Origin of the sequence: Streptomyces sp. NPDC058741 (assembly GCF_042746715.1) — a bacterium.
Classification (GTDB): Bacteria; Actinomycetota; Actinomycetes; order Streptomycetales; family Streptomycetaceae; genus Streptomyces.
In genome coordinates this window covers 88,823-110,790 of record NZ_JBHYQH010000020.1, presented here as the reverse complement: position 1 = coordinate 110,790, position 21,968 = coordinate 88,823, and the positions used below count along the sequence as shown (strand labels likewise).

Genomic DNA, 21,968 nt, shown 5'->3' with positions numbered 1-21,968 from the left:
CGGTGGAGCGGGCCACCGTCCATTGTCTCGCGGGCGCGCAAGAGGGCATCGCCGTGGTGGGAACGGGCGGCGCACCACCCGGTGTTCGCCCTGGGCCCCCGGAACGCGCGGTGCGCGGCCACGTTCGGCCACCCGGCGCCGGTCACGGCTGCCACGCCACCCGGTGCTCCGCCAGATGAGCCAGCACCGCGTGGTTCGCCTCCCAACCGTCGGGGAACTTCACGACCGTCCCGAGCTGTACCGGCTCCGTCGACGGATAGTCGTCCAGCAGTCCGCTCACCCCGGCCCGGCAGACCACGACGCAGGCGTGCCGGTGGCGGGAGGCGAGGACGCAGAGGCGGCCGGTCTCCAGATGGAAGGCCGTGGCGTCGGGGCGGCCGGACAGGGGGTGCAGGACGACCGTGACGTCGTACTCCCGGCCCTGCAGCCGGTTCGCCGTGTCCACGACGACGTCGGTGACGCCGAGGTCGGCCAGGGCCGCGCGGACGGCCGCCGCCTGGTCCCGGTGGGCCGTGCCGACGGCGATCCGGTCGGCGGTCAGCGGCGCGGGGTCCGGTGAGCGCTCCGACGTCGCCGCGCCGCCCCGCTCCAGCAGGCGCCGTACCACCCGCGCCACCGCGCGCACCGCCTCCGGGTCCGTGCGCGGGGTGTGCCGGGCGGGCAGCTCCAGCAGGCCCCAGCCCGACGCGGCCGCCTCGTCGATCACCCGGTCGGGGCCCGAGCCGTCCGACGGCACCGCGAAGGACAGGGCGCGGTCCCCGGGGCCGGTGCCGCTGCGGAACGGGGTGTACGGGTAGAACGCGTCCGACACCAGCGGCGCCGCCGAGGCCGGGAGCCGCCAGGAGACCGGCAGGCGGTGCTGGGGCAGGTCGGGGTTGTGCGCGAGCAGGGTCGTCACCGCCGACGCGGACGGGTCGTAGGCGAGGCCGGCCCACTGCTCGCTGCCCACGATCGCGAACGGGTCGAGCTGCCCCGGGTCGCCCACGAACAGCGCCCGCTCGAACAGTCCGGCCACCGCGAGCAGCGCGTCGGAACGCATCTGGTACGCCTCGTCGACGATCGCGTGCCGCCACGGCTCGTCGGCCTTCACGTGCGCCCACTTCGCCGCCGTGGAGATCACCACCGCCAGCCCGGCGAGGTCTCCGGCCTTCGCCGACTTGCGGACGTTCGGCAGGCCGTCGAGCGCCTTGTCGTACGGGTCGGCGTCACTGCTGTGCAGCCGGCCCACCGGCAGCTCGGGGTTCTTCTCGGCGAGCCGCAGCACGAGGTCGTCGACCTGGGCGTTGGTCTGCGCGACCACCATCAGCGGGCGACCGGCCTCGGCCAGTTCCAGCGCCGCGCGGACGACCAGCGTGGACTTGCCCGCGCCGGGCGGGGAGTCGACCACCACCCCGCGCGCGGTGCCGTGCAGGGTGTCGTGCAGGATCGCGTCGGTCGCCCGGGCCGCGGCGGCCGAGGGGTCGAACACCGTGGTCACAGGACGTCCTCCTCGGTCACCGGGTCCGCCGCCTCCAGCGCCGGTTCGCCGGACGGCCCGCCGTGCGTCCACGGCGTCCGCTCCGGGTCGGGCAGCTTCGCGCCGCCGCGCTGCTCGTGCTCGAACAGGGTGAAGCAGACCCGGTCGCCCTTCTCTGGCACCGACCCCGGCTCGGGCTCCTTGCCCCGGCCCATCCTGTCCAGGATCCGCAGCACGAGGTACGCGCCGTCCTCCTCGGACGCGACGAACTCCGCCGACTGCTGCTTCCCGCCCAGCGACCGGTGGACCTTCGTGCGCTCCCCGAGATGCGGCCGGTCGTCCGTGCGGACCGTGACCAGGGGACGGGGGCTGGGCCGTCTGCCGTCGCTGTACGCCATGACGACATCGGTGACCTCCCCCGCGAAGGCCTCCCCGGACAGCCGCCGCCCCGCCATCACCAGCGGGTCGTCGAGGGCCTCCTGCGCCTCCAGCCGGTCCTGTTCGCGCTCGCGCGTGGCCAGCTTGTTCGCCGCGGTGACCGCGTCGTCGCGGCGCGGCTGCGGGGGCTCGCCGGCCAGCACCCGGTCGCGGTGGCCCGTGAACGACCAGCGGTCGCGGGTCCACCGCTCCTCGGCATGCGCCCCCTCGGGCAGCTCCCGCAGCAGGTCCAGGCCGCGCCAGACCGCGTCCCAGGTGGGCCGGGTGCGGCTGAGCACCAGGGCGCGGATCTCCCGCTCGGCGGCGGTCAGCGCACCGAGCCGGTCGTCGGCCTCCAGCCCGTCCTCGGCCGCCGCGAGAGCCGTACGGGCGCGGTCGTAGCGCTCGATGGCCGGGGCCAGGAGCTTGTTGTCGAACGCCGGGTCGGTGGCGGGACCGGCCGGGGGGCAGGTCAACTGGCCCTCGGCGTCCCGCTCCAGCTCCGCCCGCAGGGCCGCCTCGGCGCCGGTCTCGCCCCCGGGCGGGTCGATCCAGGCGAGCAGCGCCCCCAGGTGCTGGTCCTCCAGCGAGGACTGCCCCGTCGCCCAGTGCCGGCCGAGGACGTCGGTCATCGCCAGCAGCAGGCAGGAACCGGGCACCCGGGCGCGCTCCCCGAAGTGCGTGAGCCACCGCCCGAGCAACGGCACCCGCGGCGGCGCCGGGTAGGGGGCGTCCGGATCCTGCTCGGCCGTGCGCCGGAACCGCGTCGACCGCCCCAGCAGCCGCACCAGGTCGACGCCCGCCCGGCTCGGCACGATCAGCTGCGGCGCGTCCGCGCACAGGTCGACCTCGACCTTGACGCGCTTGCCGGTCTCCGGGTCGGCCTCGGTGCGCTCGGCGGGCTCCACGACGTCGGCGAAGGCGTCGACGTACGGCAGCACCACGTCCGCCAGCCGGGCCAGGAACGCGAACCGCAGGTCGCGGTCGCGGGGCTGCGGGACGGCCAGCAGGAGCGGCGTGTCCCGCTCGGTGCCGACCAGCGCGCCCAGCGGGGCACCGGCCTCGCCGGCGGTCATGAGCGGCACCAGGACCAGCGGACGGTCGGAGAGGTGGCGGTGCCGGACGGTGGCGGCGGGCTGCGCGCGGCCCGTGCTGACCGCCTCGAGGCGGGCCAGTGTGGAGATCAGCGACACACCGCCTCCAGGGCCTCGGCGCGCAGGGCCGCCGCGCGCCGCAGGGCCGCGACCGCCGGGTCGTCCGGGTCCCCGGCCTCGCCGCGCGCGGCCGCCAGGACGTCCTCGACGGTCGCCAGACCGCCCAGCTCGGCACGGACCGGCCGCCCCAGGGACGTCACGGCGCCCTCCTCGCGGGAGCGGGTCCGGCAGTGGAAGGCCAGCTCGCACGCGGACAGGCACTCGGGCGCGTAGGCCGCCGGGACCGACTCCACGGCCGCCGTCAGCTCCTCGGCGGGCAGCTCGGGCGAGAAGCACGTGCCCTCGGGCAGCGCGTCGGCGATGTCCTCGATGCGGGTGAGCCGGGTCAGCTGGCGTGCCGTGACCGCGCGCTGCTTGCGGATGTCCACGGCGGACGCGGCGGGCAGGTTGGAGAAGTCCCGGGGGCAGACCAGCAGGACGCGGTGCCGCACGCGCGGGGCGGGATCGAGCCGGGCCGCGACCTCCTCCAGCGCCAGCACGTACACCGCCGCCTGCCGGGCCGCCGCACCCACCTTCGCCGGGTCCGCCGAACCGTCCAGCAGCGGGAACGACTTGATCTCCACGACCGTCCAGCTGCCGTCCGGGTGCACTACGACCGCGTCCGGCTCCAGGAACGCGGGGGAGCCGGCGACGTCCAGCGCGAGCATCGGGTGGTCGAGCAGCGTCCACGCACCCGCGTGCGCGGCGGCCTCCCGCAGCTCCAGCGCCGTACGGGCCGTCCGCCCCTGGGGGCCGGTGGCGGTCAGGTCGGGCACGCGCGCGTCGGAGGGCGGCTCCGCGGAGCGGTCCAGTTTCTCGTGCACCAGCCGCAGCAGCTCCGCGCCGCCGTCGGCCTTGACCCGCGCCTCGAAGGCGTGGCCCCGCGTGAGCGCGAACTGCGACTGCCCGAAGGCCGAGGGCGAGCCCAGCGCGCTCGCCAGCACCGCCTTGTCCACCCCGGCGCCGTCCAGGATCGCGCGGCGCGCACAGCCGGGGTTGGCGGCCAGCGCCGCCAACGCGCGCGCGTCCAGCGCCTTCGCGGGTACGTCGGGTCCGCGCAGCTCAGCGAGCCTTCCCCAAGCTCTCGACTGCGCTCGAGCAGGGGAGACCCCTATCCGGAGTGCCGTCCCCAGCGTCCTGGGGGGAGGCACTCGGGTCGGCTCCCGCTCCGAGGTGCGACTCGCGCTGCCGTGGAATTCGCTCACCCGCGGAAGTCTTGCATCCGGCACTGACAATCGGGGAACCAGCGGCGGAGGAGGCCGCCGGGACCGGCGCGAGAGCCGGTGCGAAGCGGGTCCGCACCCGGTCCGCCGTCCGCGTCACGAAGGGCGCCAGCAGCAGGCCCGCGCCCATGACGGCCGCGCCCGCGACCGCGTCGAGGAAGTAGTGGTTGGCGGTGCCCATGACCACGATCGTGGTGATCAGCGGGTAGGCGACCCCGGCCGCCTTCGCCGTGCGCGTCCCGCCGTGACGCCACAGCATCACCCCGCACCACAGGGCCCAGCCCACGTGCAGACTCGGCATGGCCGCGTACTGGTTGGTCATGCCCCCCAGGCCGCGCGGCGCGCTCGCCGCACCGCCCCACCAGCCGTAGGAGCTGTACTGGGCCATCGTGTCCACGAAGCCGTGGCTCGCGTCGAGGAGCCGGGGCGGGCAGGTCGGCAGCAGGGTGAAGCCGATCAGGCCTATGAGGGTCGAGGTCATCAGCCAGGTCCGCTCGGCCCGGTAGCGCACGGCCCGGGACCGGAACAGCCACACGAGGATCGCCGGCGTGGCCAGGTAGTGCAGGGACGCGTACCAGAAGTCCGCCGGTACGCCTATCCATGCCTCGCGCGTGAAGAGACGGTTCAGCGGATGCTCGAAGTTGATGCGCAGCGCCTTCTCGAAGCGCAGCAGCGCCAGACCGTGGTCGACCGCCCCCGAGACGTCGCTCCGGGCGAGGAGCCGACCCGCCGTGTAGCACGCGTAGACCAGCACGATCAGCGGCAGCTCGGTCCACCAGCGCAGCAGGGGGGCGGGAGCCGCCACCTCGGTGCCCGGTGTCTCGGTGTGCGGCAATCCGATCGCCCTCCCCCTTCTCGTCACGCGGCGCCCGGCCGTCCGGTCGTGCCACTTTACGGCGTACGTGCGCTCCCTGGGGGGCGCCCCCGCCCCTTGAAGACGCAGGGGTCGACCCCTGGGTTGCCCGTCACGGGGGTGCGCGATGATGGAGGAGTTCCGCTTGCGTTGTTCTTCCGGAAAGGTTCCCCATGGCTGCGCGCATCCTGCTGGCCCGCCACGGACAGACCGAGTGGTCCCTGTCCGGCAAGCACACCGGCAGGACCGACGTGCCCCTCCTGGAGGAGGGCCGGCGCGGGGCGAAGCTGCTCGGCGAGCGCCTGCACCGGGCGCCGTACGAGGGCCTGCCGGACGTGGAGGTGCGCACCAGCCCGCTGGCACGCGCGCGTGAGACGTGCGAACTGGCCGGTTTCGGCGACCGCGCGCAGCCCTGGGACGCGCTGCTGGAGTGGCACTACGGGGCGTACGAGGGCATGACCCCCGCGGACATCCACGCCGTCCGGCCCGGCTGGCTGATCTGGCGCGACGGGGTCCCCGAGGGCGAGACCCTCGCGGAGGTCACGGCCCGGGCCGACGAGGTGGTCTCCTGGGCCCGCTCCGCCGACCGCGACGTCCTCGTCTTCGCCCACGGGCACATCCTGCGTTCCATCGGCGCGCGGTGGCTCGGCCTGCCGCTCGACTTCGCGGCACGGATCCGGCTCAGTCCGACGTCCCTGTCGGTGCTGGGCTGGGCCTACGGGGAGCCGGCGATCGAGAGCTGGAACGACCTGGGCCACATGGCCTAGATCGTTCGCGGTGACGAGGCGTGCCGCTCCAGGAACGCCGACACCCCCGACGCCCTCCGGTGCGGCGCCAGCACCCGTGCCGTGGCCGCCAGCATCGTCTGGATGCGGGACGACTGGACCTCCTCCAGCAGGTCCAGCACGCGCATGCCCGCCACGGCCGCCTCGTCCGGCCACCCGTGCCGCGCGAGGTCGTCCGCCAGTTCCGCCGTGTACAGCGCGATGTTGCGCTTGAAGTGCGGGTCCTGCAGTTGGGCCGCCCGGCGCGCGTGCCGGGCCGCCCGGCGCCAGTCGCCGAGGGCGGACCAGCACTGCGCCTCCAGGCCCTCCAGTTCGGCCTCGCCGTAGAAGCTCATCCACTCGGGGTCGGCGTCCGAGGGGCCCCGGTCGAAGAGGGCCTGGGCCCGCACCAGGGCCTGTTCGCAGCCGACGCGGTCCGCGAGGCCGGCCCAGCCGCCCGCCTCGCGCAGCGCGAGCAGCGACATCAGCCGGGGCGAGCCCACCGGCCGGGCCACGCGCTGGGCCGCCTGGGCCGCCCGCACCGCCTCGCGCGGCCGGCCCGCGTCACGCGCGAGGAACGCGGTGTTGCAGAACGCGTGCGCCTCCAGGCCAGGGTCGCCGGTCATCCGGGCGGTCGCCAGCGCCTCCGCGTAGTGCGAGCGGGCGTCGTCGAACCGCCCCGAGTCATGGGCCAGCCAGCCCACGGAGATGGCCAGTTCGCCGGCGCCCGAGTACAGCCGGTCCACCGTCGTCTGCCGGGTCGCCCCGGCGTCCAGCAGGGCGTAGGCGGCGCGCAGCGGTGCGGCCGCGCGGCGGTAGAGGCCGTCCGCGCCGTGCCGGTCGTCCAGCAGCCGGATCCGGCGGACGGCTTCTTCCAGGGCACCCGCGTCACTCGCCCCGGCCCGGCGCGCGGGGCGCTGTGCCGCCGCGGCGTCGAGGGCGAGGCCGACGGGTCCCAGCGAGGCGGCGGCCACCGTGGCGCCCCCGCCGGTCATGAACGCGCGACGCAGCACGTCGCTCTCCTCGTAGGTGTCGTGCGGTTGGTACGGGTCGTACGGGTTCCGTGTCTCATACGGTTCGCACACCCCGCCGGACCCACTGGTGGCGTCCACCGGGTCCGTGGCGCACGCCAGGGGCGCGTCCTCGGCGGCGTGCACCCGGCGTCCGCGTACCGACGAGCGGGGCGCGAACCCCAGGTCGGCGAGCGTGCGGCCGGGGAACAGGTGCAGGAACACCCGTTCGTAGGCGTAGTTGGGACAGCGGATCTCGCCCGCCTCGACCCGGCCGATGTAGCGCGCGTCGCAGCTGACCCGCTCGCCGATCTCCAGTCCGGCCCGGCGGACCGCCGCGGCGAACTCGGCCGGCGAGCGCCCGCCGCGCAGCTGCCGGAAGGCGAGGTTCGGCCGCGGGGGCCGGTCGGGCTGGGACGAGGTCACCGTTGACGACGCCATGGCCGGGTCCTCTCGTGCGAACCGTCGAACCATGCCGGACGCGAGGCGACGTGGGATCTTGTGCCCGCATGGTCGGTCTCGTGTCCGGCGGGCAAGAACGTACCTGCTGTGTCGGATCCCTCACGCCGGGTTTGGCGACAAAGCGGGTATCTCCTCTGTGATCTGCCATGAAGTGCCATCCTTTACGGCTGACTTCCGCCGTAGCCGTTGACGGGCCCGCCGCGTTGAGCCCTGTGGACCGGGAGAGGGCCCTTTCTCCCGGCCGCTCGTCCTAGCAGGGGTTCTCGTGGTGGAGGCCGGGATGCAGACCAGCCGGATCAACAACCCTCGTACGCAGCCGAGTACACCGTCGGCGGCGGTACGCGCACCGGGCGTGGAGGGCGGCGCGCCCCCACCCGGCTGCGACGTGGTGAGGGTGCCCGCCCGGCAGGGCCTGGAGGCGGTCGACATCCTGCGGCGCGGAACCGCCGAGGCCGTAGGCCCCGTGCTGCACGACGACGGCGGCGACACCCTGGGCTTCCTGGTCCCACCGGGCACGGCCGCGGCGTGGGACGTGCCGGGCAGCACGTGCACGGAGACCGACGGCCGCGGCACGGTCCTCTCGCCCGAGCCCCCGGTGGAGGGCTCGGACTGGCTGCTGCCGCCCGGCGAGGCCGACCTCGCCACGGACCCGGCGGTGCTGCGCGAGGCCCTGGGGGAGGCGGCCCGGATGATCAGAGCGGCCGACAGCTGCCGCTGAGGCACCGGTGCGGCCCGGGCGTACGCCCCGGCCGACGCCCGCCCCGATAATGACCCCATGGGGAAGTCCAGGGGCCGGCGCAGACAGGCCGACACGGAGGCCGTCGTCGAGAACGTCGACGGCGGTCTCGCCGAGCTGATCCCGGACCGCGACCGGCCCCGCGCCCGGACCCTGGTGATCGACGGCGCCCCGCAGTCCCATGTCGACCCGGACGACCCGGCGTACCTGTCCTTCGAGTACCAGCGCCGGCTCGGGCACGTGATCGACCTCGCCGCACCGCCGGGCCGGCCCGTGCACGCCGTGCACCTCGGCGGCGGCGCGTTCACCCTCGCCCGCTACGTCGCCGCCACCCGCCCCCGCTCCACCCAGCAGGTCGTCGAACGGGACGCGGCCCTGGTGCGACTGGTCCGCCGCGCGCTGCCGCTGGACCCGAACGCGCGGATCCGGGTGCGGTCCGTCGACGCCCGCGAGGGCCTCGCCAAGGTGCCGGACGGCTGGGCCGACCTGGTGATCACCGACGTCTTCAGCGGTGCCCGCACCCCGGCCCATCTGACCTCCACCGAGTTCCTCGACGACGTGCGCCGGGCCCTGGCACCCGGCGGGATCCACGCCGCGAACCTCGCCGACGGGCCGCCGCTCGCCCACCTGCGCGGCCAGATCGCCACCGCCGCCGCCCGCTTCGCGGAGCTCGCCCTGATCGCGGACCCGCCGGTGCTGCGGGGCAAGCGCTTCGGGAACGCCGTCCTGGTCGCCTCCGACGCCCCCCTGCCCCTGGCCGAGCTGACCCGCCGGGCTGCCTCCGACCCGCACCCCGGGCGGGTCGAACACGGCAGGGCCCTCACGGACTTCACCGGCGGCGCCCCGCCGGTCACGGACCTCGCGGCGGTGGCCTCGCCCGCACCGCCGGCTTCGGTGTTCCGGTGACCGCGCCGGTCGGCGTCGCCCCTGAGGCGGTGTCGATGTCCCTGTGACCGTGACGTCGGCGTGGGTGGCCCGGTGCCCCCCGGGCCCCGTTGACCGTGCCGGTCGCCTCACGCCCTCGGCACGGTCAGTACGTGCCGATCTCCACACGCGGCGGCCCGTCGTGCCAGGTGCAGAACACCGACACCCGGTCCGCGCCCGAGGAGAACTCCACGCGGATCCACGACTCCGTCCTCCACACCTGCATCGACCAGCCCGCGCCGGGAGTCGCCGAGACCAGTGAGGCGGAGGTCCTGCCGAGGTCGAAGACCGCCCGGCCGCCGTCGGTGTCGTAGCTCCTGACCTCACCGGTGGCGGTGGGGGAGGGGGACGGGGACGGAGGGCCGGACGGTGCGGGGGTGGGGGCGGGGCCCGGCCTCCTGGGCTCCGGCGGGGCGGTGCTCGGCGCCGGAGCCTTCGGCGGCGTCGTCCGCGCCGCCCGCTCCGGTGGCGCGGCCGACTGCTTCGGCGCCCGCGTGGCCGCGTCGGCGGCCTTGATGGGCAGGGCGCGCGGCGGATCGTAGGCGGTGCCCGCCATCACCGTGTGGACACCCCACCACGACAGCGTGACCGCCGCGCCCGTGGCGAGCAGCCAGGCCAGTACGTGTACGAGTCCTCTGCGCATCGCCGGCCATACTGCCTCACGCACCCCGGGCGTTGTCCACGAACGGACCTCGTACGGCGACCGGTTGTCCCCAGCCGCGGAGTTGTCCACAGGCCCCCACCCGGCTGTTCGGGATGGCGTACGGTGCGGCGCATGGCACGTGTGCTCGTGGTCGAGGACGACCAGTTCGTACGCTCCTCGCTCATCCGGCACCTGACCGACGCCTCGCACACCGTGCGCAGCGTCGGGACGGCACTGGAAGCGCTGCGCGAGGTCGCCCATTTCCGCTTCGACGTCGTCATCCTGGACCTCGGGCTGCCCGATCTCGACGGGTCCGAGGCCCTGAAGATGCTGCGCGGCATCACGGACGTCCCGGTGATCGTGGCCACCGCCCGGGACGACGAGACGGAGATCGTCCGGCTGCTCAACGCCGGGGCGGACGACTACCTCACCAAGCCCTTCTCGGTCGAGCACCTGTCGGCCCGCATGGCCGCCGTGCTGCGCCGCGCCCGCTCCGCCGCGGGGCAGGGGGAGTCGTCCCCGGTGATCCGGGTCGGCGGCCTCACCGTCGATCCGCTGCGCCGCCGGGCCGAGTTGGACGGCACCCGCCTCGACCTCACCCGCCGCGAGTTCGACCTGCTCGCCTTCCTGGCCGGCCGCCCCGGCGTCGTCGTCCCCCGCAAGGAACTGCTCGCCGAGGTCTGGCAGCAGTCCTACGGCGACGACCAGACCATCGACGTCCATCTGTCCTGGCTGCGGCGGAAACTGGGCGAGACGGCCGCCAATCCCCGCTATCTGCACACCCTGCGTGGTGTCGGGGTGAAGCTCGAACCACCGGTCGCGGAGGTCCCGCGATGAGGTGGGCCCTGGTGAAGGTCGCGCTGGCGGTGACGACCATGGTGGTGCTCGCCTTCGCCGTCCCGCTCGGACTGGTCATCCGCGAGATGGCCCGCGACCGCGCCTTCTCGGGCGCCGAGCGGGAGGCCGCGGCCGTCGCCCCCGCCCTGTCCATCACCACCGACCGGGACCAGCTCGAACGCGTCGTCGCCTCCGCCGGCTCCGACGCCGGGATGGCCGTGCACATACCGGCGGGCGAGGGCCGGCAGTCCCTCCGGCTCGGGCACCGGCGCGCCGTCGACGGCGACATCGCCGCCGTGCGCCGGCTGGGCCGCGCCTCCACGACCGCCGTCCCCGGCGGCTCCACGCTGCTCCAGCCGGTCGCGCTCAGCACCGGCGAGATCGCCGTGGTCGAGGTGTACGTGCCGGAGTCCGAGGTCACCAACGGCGTGGGTACGGCCTGGGCGGTGCTCGCCGGCGTCGGCGTCGCGCTGGTCCTCGGCTCCGTCGCGGTCGCCGACCGGCTCGGCGTGCGGATGGTCGGCCCCGCCCGGAGCCTGGTCGAGGGAGCGCACGAACTGGGCGAGGGCAAGCTCGGCGCCCGTGTCCCCGAGGAGGGCCCGACCGAACTGCGCCTGGCGGCCGTCGCGTTCAACTCGATGGCGGACCAGGTCGTCCAGCTCCTGGCGAACGAGCGGGAGCTGGCCGCCGACCTGTCCCACCGGCTGCGCACGCCCCTGACCGTGCTGCGGCTCAACACCGCCTCCCTCGGCGACGGGCCCGCCGCCGACCAGACCCGGACCGCCGTCGAGCAGTTGGAGCGCGAGGTCGACACCATCATCCGCACGGCCCGCGAGGCCAAGCCCCGGACGGCCGCCACCGGTCCCGGCGCCGGGTGCGACGCGGCCGAGGTGGTCCGCGAGCGGATGGCGTTCTGGTCGGCGCTCGCGGAGGACGAGGGCCGCGAGTGGCGGATGGCCGGGGCCGACCGGCCGGTGCGCATACCCGTGGCCCGTGCCGACCTGGCCGCCGCGCTCGACGCGCTGCTCGGCAACGTCTTCCGGCACACGCCGGAGGGCACCGCCTTCGCGGTCGACGTGCACGACGGCGACGACACGGTGATCGTCCTGGTCTCCGACGCCGGCCCCGGCATACCGGACCCGGAGGCGGCGATGGCGCGGGGCCGCGGCTCCGGCAGCGACGGCTCCACCGGCCTCGGCCTGGACATCGTGCGCCGGCTCGCGGAGTCCACCGGCGGCGACGTCCGCATCGGCTCCTCGGTCCTCGGCGGCACCGAGGTGCGCCTCTGGATCCAGCTGGACGGCCGGGCCCCCGCGAGCAGGGGACACCGCCAGATCCGCCGCCGTCCGCGCGGGCGCCTTGCGAACGCCCGCCGCTGAGAACGGGAGCAGAACGACGGGGCGCGGCACTCCCCTCAGTGCGCCGCGCCCCGCCCCCCGTCGGCTCAGACCGCCTCCACCTCCGGCAGGGTGCCCGAGCGGGCCGCCCGGCCGTACCAGAGGGCACTCGTCTTCGGCGTGCGCTCCAGCGTCGCGTAGTCGACGTGCACCGCGCCGAAGCGCTTGCCGTAGCCGTAGGCCCACTCGAAGTTGTCCAGCAGCGACCACAGGAAGTAGCCGCGGACGTCCGCGCCGTCGGTGATGGCGCGTTGCACCGCCGACAGGTGGCCGTGCAGGTAGGCGACCCGCTCCGGGTCGTGGACCCGGCCGTCGGAGCCGATCTTGTCGTCGTAGGCCGCGCCGTTCTCGGTGATGTACAGCGGCAGGCCCGGCGCCTCCCGGGAGTAGCGCATGATCAGCTCGTGCAGACCGGTCGGGTCGATCGTCCAGCCCATCTCTGTGCGGTCGCCCGGCGTCTGGTGGAACGCCACGTCCGACACGCCCGGCCACGGCGAGTGCTCGCTCGCCCCGTGCCCGTCCGCGCGCGGACCCGGAGCCGCCGGGTCGGCCGCCGACACCAGCGACGGCGTGTAGTAGTTGAGGCCCAGCGCGTCCAGCGGCTGGTTGATCAGCTCCAGGTCGCCGTCCTGGACGAAGGCCCAGTCCGTGACGCCGGACGTGGTGACGTACAGCGACTCGGGGTAGGCGCCGTGCAGGAGCGGGCCGTGGAAGACGCCGTTGGCCAGGTCGTCGATCCTGCGGGCGGCGGCCAGGTCCGCCGGGTCCTGCGAGAGGGGGCGCACCACCGCCGAGTTGAGGGCGATCGCCACCTGGTTGCGGGCCGGCATCACCGAGCGCAGCGCGGAGGCGCCCAGGCCGTGCGCCAGGTTCAGGTGGTGCGCGGCGCGCAGCGCGGCGAGCGGCTCCGTACGTCCCGGGGCGTGCACCCCCGAGGCGTACCCGAGGAACGCGGCGCACCAGGGCTCGTTGAGCGTCATCCAGTGCTCGACGCGGTCGCCGAGCGCCTCACCGGCGATCTGCGCGTACTCGGCGAACCGGTGGGCCGTGTCCCGCTCGGGCCAGCCGCCCGCGTCCTCCAGCTCCTGCGGCAGGTCCCAGTGGTAGAGCGTGACGGCCGGCTTGATGCCCTTGGACAGCAGCTCGTCCACCAGCCGGCGGTAGAAGTCCAGGCCCTTCTGCACGGCGGGGCCCCGGCCCGTCGGCTGCACCCGCGACCACGAGACGGAGAAGCGGTAGGCGCCCAGGCCCAGGTCCGCCATCAGCGCCACGTCGTCGCGGTAGCGGTGGTAGTGGTCGACAGCGATGTCACCGGTCTCACCACCGGCCGTCTTGCCGGGGGTATGGCTGAAGGTGTCCCAGATCGACGGCGTACGGCCGTCCTCCCGCACCGCCCCCTCGATCTGGTACGCGGACGTCGCCGCGCCCCAGAGGAAGGCGGGAGGGAAGGTGACCGCGGCGGCCGAATTCTCGGAGTCAGACATGGAAGCGCTCCCAAAGGGGGTCGTCGTGAGGCACGAGAAGGAAGAGGGGGAACCGGGGCCGAGGCGGCGCTGACCCGGCCCCCGGAGATGCGGAACGAGGGCGTCAGCCCTTGACGGCGCCCTGCATGATGCCGCCCACGATCTGCTTGCCGAAGATCGCGAAGACCAGCAGCAGGGGCAGCGTGCCCAGCAGCGCGCCGGCCATGATCAGCGACTGGTCGGGTGTGTAGCCGCGGCCGAGACCCGCGATCGCGACCTGGACGGTCGGGTTGCCGGTCTGGGTCAGCACCAGGAACGGCCACAGGAAGTCGTTCCAGGCCTGCACGAACATCAGCATGCCGAGCACGGCCATCGCGGGGCGGGCGGTGGGGAACACCACGTGCCAGATCACACGCCAGCTGCTCGCGCCGTCCACCCGGGCCGCCTCGATGATCTCGTCCGGCAGCGCCTGGATCAGGTACTGGCGCATGAAGAACACACCGAACGCGCTGACCAACGACGGGAAGATGACCGCCTGCAGCTGGTCCGTCCAGTCCAGCTTCGCGACCATCATGTACAGCGGGATCACGCTGAGCTGCGGCGGCACCATCATCGTGCCGATCACGATCAGCATCATCGCGCCCCGGCCCTTGAACCGGAGCTTGGCGAAGGCGAACCCGGCGATCGTCGAAAGGAACACGATGGTCGCCGCCGACACGCCCGCCACGATCGTGGTGTTGAGGAACGCCTCACCCAGGTTGGCGTCCCGCCAGGCGATCTCCAGGTTGCTGAACAGGTTGGAGCCGAACCAGAACGGCGGCGGCGTCTGGGCCAGCCGCGCGTTGTCACGCGAGGCGGCGATCGCCGTCCACACCAGCGGGAACAGCGAGACGATGGTGAACAGGGCCAGCACCAGGTAGGCGACGGGTCCGGCGTGCAGGGTCCCGCCCGCCCGCGCGGCCTTCGGCAGGCGCGAGCGCTTCTGCTCCTGGGCGGGGGTGGTCGTTTTCTCGGGGGGCGTCACAGTCGTCGTCACGGCCACACTCCTTAGCTACTGGCGCGCAGCCGGCGCGAGATGACGTAGTTGACGATGCCGACGACGATCAGGATGAGGAACATCGTCCAGGCGATCGCGGAGGCCCGGCCGAGGTGCTGGTTCACCCAGCCCTGCTCGTACAGGTACAGGCCGAGCGTCTGGAACTGGTGCTCGGCGCCGCCCGAGGCGCCCTTGTTCGCGTCGAACAGCAGCGGCTCGCCGAAGACCTGGCTGGCGCCGATGGTCGACACGACGACCGTGAAGAGGATCGTGGGCCGCAGCGACGGCAGCGTCACGTGGAAGAACTGCTGCCAGCGGTTGGCCCCGTCCAGCGCGGCCGACTCGTACAGCTCGTTCGGGATGGCCTGCATCGCCGCCAGGTAGATCAGCGCGTTGTAGCCGGTCCAGCGCCAGATGATGATCGTCGAGACGGCGATCTGCGACGGCCACGTGTCGTTCTGCCAGTCGATGTGGTCGACGCCGGCCATGTCCAGAACCCAGTTGATCATGCCGTAGTCGCGGCCGAAGAGCAGCACGAACACCAGGGAGGCGGCGGCGATCGAGGTCGCGTACGGCGCCAGCATCACGACGCGGTAGAAGGTCGAGCCGCGCAGCTTGTAGTTCAGGATGTGGGCGATGCCCATGGCCATCAGCAGCTGCGGAACGGTGGAGATGATGCCGATGGTCAGGGTGTTCTTCGCCGCGTTCCAGAAGAAGTCGTCGTCGAAGATCCGGGTGTAGTTGCGCAGCCCCACCCAGTTCATGTCGGTGGGCGCGGTCAGTTCCACCTGGTGCAGCGAGGCCCAGCCCGTGTAGACCAGCGGGAACAGGCCGAACGCGACGAACAGCAGGAAGAACGGCGAGACGAAGGCGTACGGGCTCCAGCGCACGTCCCGCTGCCAGCGGCGGGACAGCCGGGCCCGGCGGCGCTCGTCCGCCGACACGGACGGCGTGGCCGGGTCCGGACCGGCCGGGGCCGCGCCCCCCTCCTTGGAGGGGAGCGCGGCGGTGTCGGGGCGGGTGGCCATACGGGTCACTTGTCCAGGTTGTTGTCGATGGTCTTCACGGCCGTCTCCCAGGCCTCCTCGGGCGACTTGCCCTTGGTGACCAGGACGAGACCGTTGTCGTTCAGGGCCGACCCGATGATCTGGTCCTTCGGGCCGATGACCTGGACCGGGCTCGTCTGCGCGGCCTCGGCGAAGATCTTGCCTATGGGGGCGTCACCGGTCATCTTGTTCTTCGCGTTCTGCACGGCCGGGGTGTCGTACGCCGACGGCGTGCTCGGGAAGCTGCCGCGCTTCTCGAACAGCTTCGCCTGCTGCTCCGGCGCGGTCAGCCAGGCGGCCAGCTCGGTGGCCTCCTTCACGTGCTTGCCGCTCTTGGGCACGCTCAGGAAGGAACCGCCCCAGTTGCCGGACTTGGGCGCGGCCGCCACGTCCCACTTGCCCTGGGCCTCGGGCTTGGACTTGCTCTCGATGTAGCCGAGCATCCACGGCGGGCAGGACATCGCCGCGAACTTGCCGTTGGCGATGGTGGTGTCCCAGGCCGGCTGGAACTGGGTCTGCGCGCCCACCAGGCCGTCCTCGGCCGCCTTCGCGGTCATCATGAACGACTTCTTGACGACCGGGTTGTCCTTGTAGATGACCTTGCCGGACTCGTCGTAGTAACGGACCTTCTCGCTGGACATGATGGCGCTCATCAGGCCGCCGGGGGAGTCCATGAACGTGGTGCCCTCGGGCGCCTTCTTCTTGTACTGCCGGCCGACGTCGATCAGCTTCTGCCAGTCGCCCGTCCACATCTTCGCGAGCTCCTCGCGGTCGGTCGGCAGACCGGCCTTCTCGAAGAGGTCCTTGCGGTAGCAGATGGCCATCGGGCCGACGTCGGTGCCCAGACCGATCGTCTGACCGTCCTGGGTGGTGGCCTGCTGCCACTTCCAGTCGAGGTAGTTGTCCTTCTTCACCCCGGGCGCCTTCGAGAGGTCCTCGAGCTTGCCGGCCTGCGTGGCGACCACTTCGGCGATGTTGCCGACCTCGACGCCCTGGATGTCCATCAGGCCGCTGTTGGTGGTGAGGTGGTTGACCAGCGCGGGGTAGTAGTTCTCGTTCCGCTCGGTGACGTTCTCCTGGATCTTGATGTTGGGGTGGAGCTTCTCGTACTCGGCGTAGAGTCCGGCCTCCTTGAAGCCGAAGGTGCCGAAGAGACCCAGGGAGATGACGGTCTTGCCGTCCTTGCCTCCGGACGATTCCGAGTCGCTGCCGCCGTCGTCGGCGCAACCGGCCAGCAGACCGGCGCCCAGCGACGCCACCGCCGCCAGCACTACCGCCTTACGTGCTCGCATCTGAGGTCCTCCTGTTGCCCTGACGTGCCGACCCCCCGGGCCACCTGCATGGTTGGGCCCATTTTCACTCGCTGCGGCTCGGGCGGGGAACGTGCGGGATGTGTAGGTGTCAGGTACCGTGGGAGCGCTCCCATCAGTGATGTGTTGAAGGGTCGCGGGTCGGAGCGAGGGTGTCAAGGGAGCGAGCGCCGGGAGATGCGTTCAGTTATCGGGCTGTTAACTGGACCCGTGGAGCGCGTGCGGGGCTTGCGCGGTTGACTCGTTTCGGTCATCGGTTCACTCCCGCCGGATGCGTCCGGTCCGTAGCGGAGGACCCTCGCACCCGGACCGGAAGGGGCCGGTACCGGCTCTGACGGGGCTGTTAGATTCCAGCCAGCGTGACATAGGAAGGAAGGCGGAGCCCATGGCAAGCCACGGAGCGCGGGGCCGGAGCGGGGGCCGGCCCACCCTCGAAGAGGTGGCGGCGCGCGCCGGAGTGGGCCGCGGCACCGTCTCCCGGGTGATCAACGGCTCGCCCCGGGTCAGCGACGCGACCCGCGCGGCCGTCGAGGCGGCGGTCGCCGAGCTCGGCTACGTCCCCAACACCGCGGCCCGCGCCCTGGCCGCCAACCGCACGGACGCGATCGCGCTGGTCGTGCCCGAGCCGGAGACGCGGTTCTTCGCGGAGCCCTACTTCTCCGACATGCTCAAGGGTGTCGGGGCGGAGTTGTCCGAGACGGAGATGCAGCTGCTGCTGATCTTCGCGGGCAGCGACCGCGAGCGTCGCCGCCTCGCCCAGTACCTGGCGGCCCACCGGGTCGACGGAGTCCTGCTGGTCTCGGTGCACGCCGACGACCCACTGCCCGACCTGCTGGCCCAGCTGGAGATCCCGGCGGTCATCAGCGGCCCCCGGTCCGCCGCGGAGGCGCTGGCCTCGGTGGACTCGGACAACTACGGCGGGGCCCGCCAGGCCGTCGAGCACCTGCTCTCCCACGGCCGCCGCCGGATCGCCCACATCACCGGCCGGCTCGACGTCTACGGCGCCCAGCGCCGTATCGACGGCTACCGCGACGCCCTGCGCGACGCGGGTCTCGGGGAGGTGGACACGCTGATCGAGCCGGGCGACTTCACCGAGGACGGCGGTCTGCGCGCGATGACGGCGCTGCTGGAGCGCCACCCCGACCTGGACGCGGTCTTCGCGGCCTCCGACGTCACCGCGGCCGGCGCCCGGCAGGCCCTGCGGGAGGCGGGCCTGCGCATCCCCGGCGACGTGGCGCTCGTCGGTTACGACGACTCCGCCATCGCGCGCCACATGGACCCGCCGCTCACCAGCGTCCGCCAGCCCATCGAGGAGATGGGCCGCCGGATGATCGACCTCCTCCTCACGGAGATCGCCGACCGCCGCCCTGCCGCGTCCAGGAGCCCGGAGCGCCGCCAGCTGGTCCTGGCCACGGAGCTGGTGCCGCGGTCGTCCTCGTGACGGCCCGGCCGGCCGCACACGAACACGAAAGAGGGGCTGCTCCGGTTTCCCGGAGCAGCCCCTCTTCGCACAGGGTGAGTGACGGGACTCGAACCCGCGGCATCCTGGACCACAACCAGGTGCTCTACCAGCTGAGCTACACCCACCATGACCGGCGTGGAGATCAGTGCGTTCTCCGACCGGCCGAGAAAAAGTGTACAGGGTCCGAAGGGGTGCTCGCGCCAGGCTTTTCCGGCGGACCCCGTCGGCCCCCTGTCACGCCTGCTGAGCAGGCAGGACGTGCTTCGCCGCGATGGCCCGCGCGGTGTCGGAGTCGGGCCCGGGCTGCGGCACGAAGACGGCCTCGCGGTAGTACCGCAACTCCGCGATGGACTCGCGGATGTCGGCCAGCGCGCGGTGGTTGCCGTTCTTCTGCGGGCTGTTGAAGTACGCCCGCGGGTACCAGCGGCGGGCCAGCTCCTTGATCGACGACACGTCGACGATCCGGTAGTGGAGGTAGTCCTCCAGCGTCGGCATGTCGCGCAGCAGGAAGCCGCGGTCGGTGCCGACGGAGTTGCCGCACAGCGGGGCCTTGCCCGGCTCCTTGACGAACTCCCTCACATACGCCAGGACCCGGTCCTCGGCGTCCTTCAGCGTCGTGCCGTCCGGCAGCGCGTCGAGCAGCCCGGACGCGGTGTGCATCTGACGCACCACCTCCGGCATCGTCTCCAGCGCCTGGTCCGGCGGCCGGATGACGATGTCCACGCCCTGGCCGAGCACGTTCAGCTCGGAGTCGGTGACGAGGGCGGCCACCTCGATGAGCGCGTCGTCCGACAGCGAGAGGCCGGTCATCTCGCAGTCGATCCACACCATGCGATCGTTCATGTCCCTCACCTTACGGCGCGCCGCCCTGAGCGGTGCCGACCGGGCGAGGAACGGCACGGGCCCGCGCGGACGGCGTCCTCGCGGGCCCCGTCACGACCTCAGGTCGCGCTGCGCTGCCCCGGCAGGCTCGCCGACAGGGCCGGGGAGGCCCCGACCGCGCCGGCCGCCGCCGTACGGCGGGACTGCAGAGGCACCGGGTGCTCCTGGTGCAGGGCGGCCGCGGCCTGGCCGGGGTGCCCGCCGTGGCCCGGATGGCCGGGGTGTCCCGGCCCGCCGGATCCGTAGCCCCCCGGACCGCCCGGGGCGGCCTCGGTGTCCTGCGGCCGCTCGCCCTGCGGGCGCCGGGCACGGTAGGCCGCCCGGTACGCGGCCGGCGACGAGCCCAGCTGGCGGCGGAAGTGCCCGCGCAGCGCCACCGGCGACCGGAAGCCGCAGCGTCCCGCGACCTCGTCCACCGAGTAGTCCGACGTCTCCAGCAGGCGCTGCGCCTGGAGCACCCGCTGCGTGATGAGCCACTGCAGCGGCGCGCTCCCGGTCAGCGAGCGGAAGCGGCGGTCGAACGTACGCCGGCTCATGTACGCGCGGGCCGCCAGGGTCTCCACGTCGAACTGCTCGTGGAGGTGTTCCAGCGCCCAGGCGACGACCTCGGCGAGCGGGTCGGCGCCGATCTCCTCGGGTAAAGACCTGTCGAGGTAGCGCTCCTGTCCGCCGCTGCGGCGCGGCGGCACGACGAGTCGTCTGGCCAGGGCCCCGGCCGCCTCGTTGCCGTGGTCCGTGCGCACGATGTGCAGGCACAGGTCGATGCCCGCGGCGGTGCCCGCCGACGTCAGCACGTCGCCGTCGTCGACGAACAGCTCGCGAGGGTCCACGTGCACCGACGGGTAGCGCTTGGCCAGCGTCGGTGCGTACATCCAGTGTGTCGTCGCGGGGCGGCCGTCCAGCAGGCCCGCCGCGGCGAGGACGAAGGCGCCGGTGCACAGCCCGACGATGCGGGCGCCCTCCTCGTGGGCGCGGCGCAGCGCGTCGAGCGCTTCGTCCGGCGGCGGGGACGTGATCGAACGCCAGGCCGGTACGACGACCGTGCCCGCGCGTGAGATCGCTTCCAGGCCATGTGGTGCGCTGAGTTCCAGGCCACCTGTGGTCCGCAGCGGGCCGTCCTCACCCCCGCACACCAGAAGTCGGTAACGCGGTACGCCGGCGTCCTGGCGGTCGATCCCGAACACCGACAGTGGGATGGAACTCTCGAAGATGGGGCCGCCGCTGAACAGCAGCACCGCGACGATCTCCTTGCGACGTCGCCCGGAAAGCTTCCGGGCCGCGGCTTCCGGCGCGGCAGTGGAGTCGTGGCTCATCCTGCTAAGCCCTCCTCGGTGGTCGCGGCTCCTCGGTTGTGTCGCTCCTGCACGTTTCCCCTCGGTCCTGCACGAGTCCCCCGCCGTAGACAGTCAAGATCGAATCTACTGTGTCCGGTCGTGCCACAGTGGCCGGTTCATCACTCGGCACATTGTCGACTTGGCAACTTGACGTGAAGCATTCGATCACGAAGCGTTGCACTCGTGGGGCGTGCAGGGAAGTGCGCCTTGTGGCAGTGGCCAATCCACGTAGGGTGCGCAGGGCCCCTGAGGCCCTTTCCGTGCAGGTCGAACGGGGGTTGCGGGGCGCTTCGGCAGGGCGATGCACAGGTGCGAGAAGTTGGCTGAAAAGCGCCGCACGAGTGCATGGAAACCGGTCAGTTGACCGGTGCGTCTCCCCCGGTGTGCCGTCCGCCCCGGTGCGGGCTCGTTCCGGGGCGGTGGCGCCGGCCCCGGTGGGGTGCCAGCTCCTCGGCCGCGAGCCGGGCGGCGCCGCGCTCCGACTGCCCCAGCAGGAACCGGCAGGCGCACGTGACGGCGGCGAGTCCGAGCGCGGCGCCGGCGGCGCCGGCGAGCGAGGTGCCGCAGCAGAGGAGCACGACCGGGACGAGCAGGCAGCTGAAGACCGCCCAGCGGACCACGTCCGTCGCGGCGTCCCGCGGCGACGTCGCGCGGTCCTCCTCGGAGGCGGCGCGAGGTCCGGGCATGTGTGCTCCCGGGGGCGTGGCTCACGGTGTTCAACGCACCGCGGGGGAGTCGGTCACTGTGCGGCCGCTCACCCCGCGGGTGAGCGAGCCGTGCGCAAACCGCCTGTACGGGGCAGCAACCATTGCGTGACGGGCGCCGCCTCGTGCATGCTCCCTGGAACCCGCAACCCCGGCGGGCGGGCCCTGGGCCAAGGATGCGTGCCGCCGTACCCTTGGGGGTATGGGGACGGGAAGACCATTCCCGGACACAGCTCAGCCGCACACTGATGTCCCACCCATAAAGGATCACAACGTCGAGACAGCCATGGCCGGTCACGAATTCTTCGAACCCGCGGACCGCAAACGGCCCGTCGCCGATCCCACGGCGGCCGAGCCCTTGGCGGCGGACGAGCCACGCCATTCCTGCGACCCCGCCTTCAAGCACGGGGTGGTCGTCGGCTTCGACGGTTCCACGTCGAGCGAGCGTGCCCTGGCCTACGCGATCGGCATGGCCCATCGCTCCGGGTCGGGCCTGATCATCGTGCACGTCGCGAACCGGCTGCCGACCACGGTGTGGGCCGGCTGCGAGCCACCCGTCTTCGTGGACGTGCCCGACCACCGCACCGAGGTGCTCGGTCTCGAACTGGCCTGTGCGGACTACCTCGCCGAGGTGCCCTGGATCCTGGTCGAGCGCGGCGGCGACATCTGCCACGAACTCGAGGAGGTCGGCCGGGAGTACGAGGCCGACGCCATCGTCGTCGGATCGACGAACGGCATCGTGGGCCGCATCTTCGGTTCCGTCGCGGGGCGGCTCGCCAAGCGGGCGCAACGGCCCGTCATCGTCATTCCCTGAGC

20 protein-coding genes and 1 tRNA gene are annotated in these 21,968 nt (G+C 73.1%); 7 read left to right on the top strand and 14 right to left on the bottom strand.

Annotated elements, in window-relative coordinates; genetic code table 11:
- Window positions 1–142 precede the first annotated feature (142 nt).
- Genes ACFW6P_RS18380 through ACFW6P_RS18365 form a run of 4 tightly spaced genes read right to left on the bottom strand, consistent with a single transcriptional unit; the run spans window position 143 to window position 5,124 of the window.
- Window positions 143–1,477 carry an AAA domain-containing protein gene (locus ACFW6P_RS18380; protein WP_386424106.1) on the bottom strand — a complete coding sequence of 445 codons (1,335 nt, stop codon included), beginning with the start codon at window positions 1,475–1,477 and terminating at the stop codon, window positions 143–145.
- Complete coding sequence (locus tag ACFW6P_RS18375) at window positions 1,474–3,066, bottom strand: hypothetical protein (RefSeq protein WP_386424104.1); 1,593 nt, start codon at window positions 3,064–3,066, stop codon at window positions 1,474–1,476. The genes ACFW6P_RS18380 and ACFW6P_RS18375 overlap by 4 nt, the downstream gene beginning before the upstream one ends.
- Complete coding sequence (locus ACFW6P_RS18370) at window positions 3,057–4,217, bottom strand: hypothetical protein (RefSeq protein WP_386348322.1); 1,161 nt, start codon at window positions 4,215–4,217, stop codon at window positions 3,057–3,059. The genes ACFW6P_RS18375 and ACFW6P_RS18370 overlap by 10 nt, the downstream gene beginning before the upstream one ends.
- The gene (locus tag ACFW6P_RS18365; RefSeq protein WP_386348319.1) at window positions 4,129–5,124 is read right to left on the bottom strand and encodes a phosphatase PAP2 family protein; all 996 of its coding nucleotides are present in this window, start codon (window positions 5,122–5,124) and stop codon (window positions 4,129–4,131) included. Before ACFW6P_RS18365 ends, ACFW6P_RS18370 begins: the two co-directional genes overlap by 89 nt.
- 191 nt (window positions 5,125–5,315) lie before the next feature.
- Here ACFW6P_RS18365 and ACFW6P_RS18360 point away from each other — a divergent pair, with 191 nt between their 5' ends.
- Window positions 5,316–5,909, top strand: a complete 594-nt coding sequence (locus tag ACFW6P_RS18360) for a histidine phosphatase family protein (protein WP_386348316.1) — start codon at window positions 5,316–5,318, stop codon at window positions 5,907–5,909.
- Here the strand turns inward: ACFW6P_RS18360 and ACFW6P_RS18355 are convergent.
- The gene (locus ACFW6P_RS18355) at window positions 5,906–7,357 is read right to left on the bottom strand and encodes a hypothetical protein (RefSeq protein ID WP_386348314.1); all 1,452 of its coding nucleotides are present in this window, start codon (window positions 7,355–7,357) and stop codon (window positions 5,906–5,908) included. The genes ACFW6P_RS18360 and ACFW6P_RS18355 overlap by 4 nt on opposite strands.
- A 301-nt stretch (window positions 7,358–7,658) precedes the next feature.
- Between ACFW6P_RS18355 and ACFW6P_RS18350 the strand changes: the two genes are divergently transcribed.
- Window positions 7,659–8,096: a hypothetical protein gene (locus ACFW6P_RS18350; RefSeq protein WP_386348311.1), complete on the top strand. Its 438-nt coding sequence runs from the start codon at window positions 7,659–7,661 to the stop codon at window positions 8,094–8,096.
- Between the two features lie 57 nt (window positions 8,097–8,153).
- Window positions 8,154–9,020 carry a spermidine synthase gene (locus tag ACFW6P_RS18345; RefSeq protein ID WP_386348308.1) on the top strand — a complete coding sequence of 289 codons (867 nt, stop codon included), beginning with the start codon at window positions 8,154–8,156 and terminating at the stop codon, window positions 9,018–9,020.
- 124 nt (window positions 9,021–9,144) lie between these two features.
- Here ACFW6P_RS18345 and ACFW6P_RS18340 read toward each other — a convergent pair whose 3' ends face one another.
- Window positions 9,145–9,681 carry a hypothetical protein gene (locus ACFW6P_RS18340; RefSeq protein WP_386348744.1) on the bottom strand — a complete coding sequence of 179 codons (537 nt, stop codon included), beginning with the start codon at window positions 9,679–9,681 and terminating at the stop codon, window positions 9,145–9,147.
- A gap of 132 nt (window positions 9,682–9,813) precedes the next feature.
- Here ACFW6P_RS18340 and ACFW6P_RS18335 point away from each other — a divergent pair, with 132 nt between their 5' ends.
- Window positions 9,814–10,518, top strand: coding sequence for a response regulator transcription factor (locus tag ACFW6P_RS18335; RefSeq protein WP_386348305.1), 705 nt, complete (start codon window positions 9,814–9,816; stop codon window positions 10,516–10,518).
- Window positions 10,515–11,897, top strand: coding sequence for a sensor histidine kinase (locus ACFW6P_RS18330; protein ID WP_386348303.1), 1,383 nt, complete (start codon window positions 10,515–10,517; stop codon window positions 11,895–11,897). Before ACFW6P_RS18335 ends, ACFW6P_RS18330 begins: the two co-directional genes overlap by 4 nt.
- A 65-nt stretch (window positions 11,898–11,962) precedes the next feature.
- On the opposite strand, the gene ACFW6P_RS18325 is transcribed toward ACFW6P_RS18330, so the two are convergent.
- From ACFW6P_RS18325 to ACFW6P_RS18310, 4 genes are all read right to left on the bottom strand, one after another.
- Window positions 11,963–13,399 (bottom strand): GH1 family beta-glucosidase, encoded by a 1,437-nt coding sequence (locus tag ACFW6P_RS18325; RefSeq protein ID WP_386348300.1) that lies wholly within the window; start codon window positions 13,397–13,399, stop codon window positions 11,963–11,965.
- Window positions 13,400–13,502: 103 nt separating this feature from the next.
- A complete protein-coding gene (locus ACFW6P_RS18320) occupies window positions 13,503–14,414 on the bottom strand; it encodes a carbohydrate ABC transporter permease (RefSeq protein ID WP_386348297.1) in 912 nt (303 codons plus the stop codon).
- A gap of 11 nt (window positions 14,415–14,425) precedes the next feature.
- A complete protein-coding gene (locus ACFW6P_RS18315) occupies window positions 14,426–15,442 on the bottom strand; it encodes a carbohydrate ABC transporter permease (protein ID WP_386348742.1) in 1,017 nt (338 codons plus the stop codon).
- 5 nt (window positions 15,443–15,447) lie between these two features.
- The gene (locus ACFW6P_RS18310) at window positions 15,448–16,752 is read right to left on the bottom strand and encodes an extracellular solute-binding protein (RefSeq protein WP_386348294.1); all 1,305 of its coding nucleotides are present in this window, start codon (window positions 16,750–16,752) and stop codon (window positions 15,448–15,450) included.
- Window positions 16,753–17,155: 403 nt separating this feature from the next.
- Between ACFW6P_RS18310 and ACFW6P_RS18305 the strand changes: the two genes are divergently transcribed.
- Window positions 17,156–18,211 carry a LacI family DNA-binding transcriptional regulator gene (locus tag ACFW6P_RS18305; RefSeq protein ID WP_386348291.1) on the top strand — a complete coding sequence of 352 codons (1,056 nt, stop codon included), beginning with the start codon at window positions 17,156–17,158 and terminating at the stop codon, window positions 18,209–18,211.
- 73 nt (window positions 18,212–18,284) lie between these two features.
- On the opposite strand, the gene ACFW6P_RS18300 is transcribed toward ACFW6P_RS18305, so the two are convergent.
- From ACFW6P_RS18300 to ACFW6P_RS18285, 4 genes are all read right to left on the bottom strand, one after another.
- Window positions 18,285–18,357, bottom strand: a tRNA-His gene (locus ACFW6P_RS18300).
- Window positions 18,358–18,466: 109 nt separating this feature from the next.
- Window positions 18,467–19,075, bottom strand: a complete 609-nt coding sequence (orn, locus tag ACFW6P_RS18295) for an oligoribonuclease (protein WP_386348288.1) — start codon at window positions 19,073–19,075, stop codon at window positions 18,467–18,469.
- A gap of 98 nt (window positions 19,076–19,173) precedes the next feature.
- Window positions 19,174–20,427 (bottom strand): helix-turn-helix domain-containing protein, encoded by a 1,254-nt coding sequence (locus tag ACFW6P_RS18290; RefSeq protein ID WP_386348285.1) that lies wholly within the window; start codon window positions 20,425–20,427, stop codon window positions 19,174–19,176.
- A 377-nt stretch (window positions 20,428–20,804) separates the two neighbouring features.
- Window positions 20,805–21,134 (bottom strand): hypothetical protein, encoded by a 330-nt coding sequence (locus ACFW6P_RS18285; RefSeq protein ID WP_386348282.1) that lies wholly within the window; start codon window positions 21,132–21,134, stop codon window positions 20,805–20,807.
- Between the two features lie 304 nt (window positions 21,135–21,438).
- Between ACFW6P_RS18285 and ACFW6P_RS18280 the strand changes: the two genes are divergently transcribed.
- On the top strand, window positions 21,439–21,966 hold the full coding sequence (locus tag ACFW6P_RS18280; RefSeq protein ID WP_386348279.1) for a universal stress protein: 528 nt from the start codon (window positions 21,439–21,441) through the stop codon (window positions 21,964–21,966).
- Window positions 21,967–21,968 lie beyond the last annotated feature (2 nt).

Excerpts from the sequence above, each read along its gene's own strand:
- ACFW6P_RS18360 (WP_386348316.1), top strand. The coding sequence starts at position 5,316 with ATGGCTGCGCGCATCCTGCTGGCCCGCCACGGACAGACCGAGTGGTCC.
- ACFW6P_RS18355 (WP_386348314.1), bottom strand. The coding sequence starts at position 7,357 with ATGGCGTCGTCAACGGTGACCTCGTCCCAGCCCGACCGGCCCCCGCGG.
- ACFW6P_RS18350 (WP_386348311.1), top strand. The coding sequence starts at position 7,659 with ATGCAGACCAGCCGGATCAACAACCCTCGTACGCAGCCGAGTACACCG.
- ACFW6P_RS18345 (WP_386348308.1), top strand. The coding sequence starts at position 8,154 with ATGGGGAAGTCCAGGGGCCGGCGCAGACAGGCCGACACGGAGGCCGTC.
- ACFW6P_RS18340 (WP_386348744.1), bottom strand. The coding sequence starts at position 9,681 with ATGCGCAGAGGACTCGTACACGTACTGGCCTGGCTGCTCGCCACGGGC.
- ACFW6P_RS18335 (WP_386348305.1), top strand. The coding sequence starts at position 9,814 with ATGGCACGTGTGCTCGTGGTCGAGGACGACCAGTTCGTACGCTCCTCG.
- ACFW6P_RS18330 (WP_386348303.1), top strand. The coding sequence starts at position 10,515 with ATGAGGTGGGCCCTGGTGAAGGTCGCGCTGGCGGTGACGACCATGGTG.
- ACFW6P_RS18325 (WP_386348300.1), bottom strand. The coding sequence starts at position 13,399 with ATGTCTGACTCCGAGAATTCGGCCGCCGCGGTCACCTTCCCTCCCGCC.
- ACFW6P_RS18315 (WP_386348742.1), bottom strand. The coding sequence starts at position 15,442 with ATGGCCACCCGCCCCGACACCGCCGCGCTCCCCTCCAAGGAGGGGGGC.
- ACFW6P_RS18310 (WP_386348294.1), bottom strand. The coding sequence starts at position 16,752 with ATGCGAGCACGTAAGGCGGTAGTGCTGGCGGCGGTGGCGTCGCTGGGC.
- ACFW6P_RS18305 (WP_386348291.1), top strand. The coding sequence starts at position 17,156 with ATGGCAAGCCACGGAGCGCGGGGCCGGAGCGGGGGCCGGCCCACCCTC.
- orn (WP_386348288.1), bottom strand. The coding sequence starts at position 19,075 with ATGAACGATCGCATGGTGTGGATCGACTGCGAGATGACCGGCCTCTCG.
- ACFW6P_RS18290 (WP_386348285.1), bottom strand. The coding sequence starts at position 20,427 with ATGAGCCACGACTCCACTGCCGCGCCGGAAGCCGCGGCCCGGAAGCTT.
- ACFW6P_RS18285 (WP_386348282.1), bottom strand. The coding sequence starts at position 21,134 with ATGCCCGGACCTCGCGCCGCCTCCGAGGAGGACCGCGCGACGTCGCCG.
- ACFW6P_RS18280 (WP_386348279.1), top strand. The coding sequence starts at position 21,439 with ATGGCCGGTCACGAATTCTTCGAACCCGCGGACCGCAAACGGCCCGTC.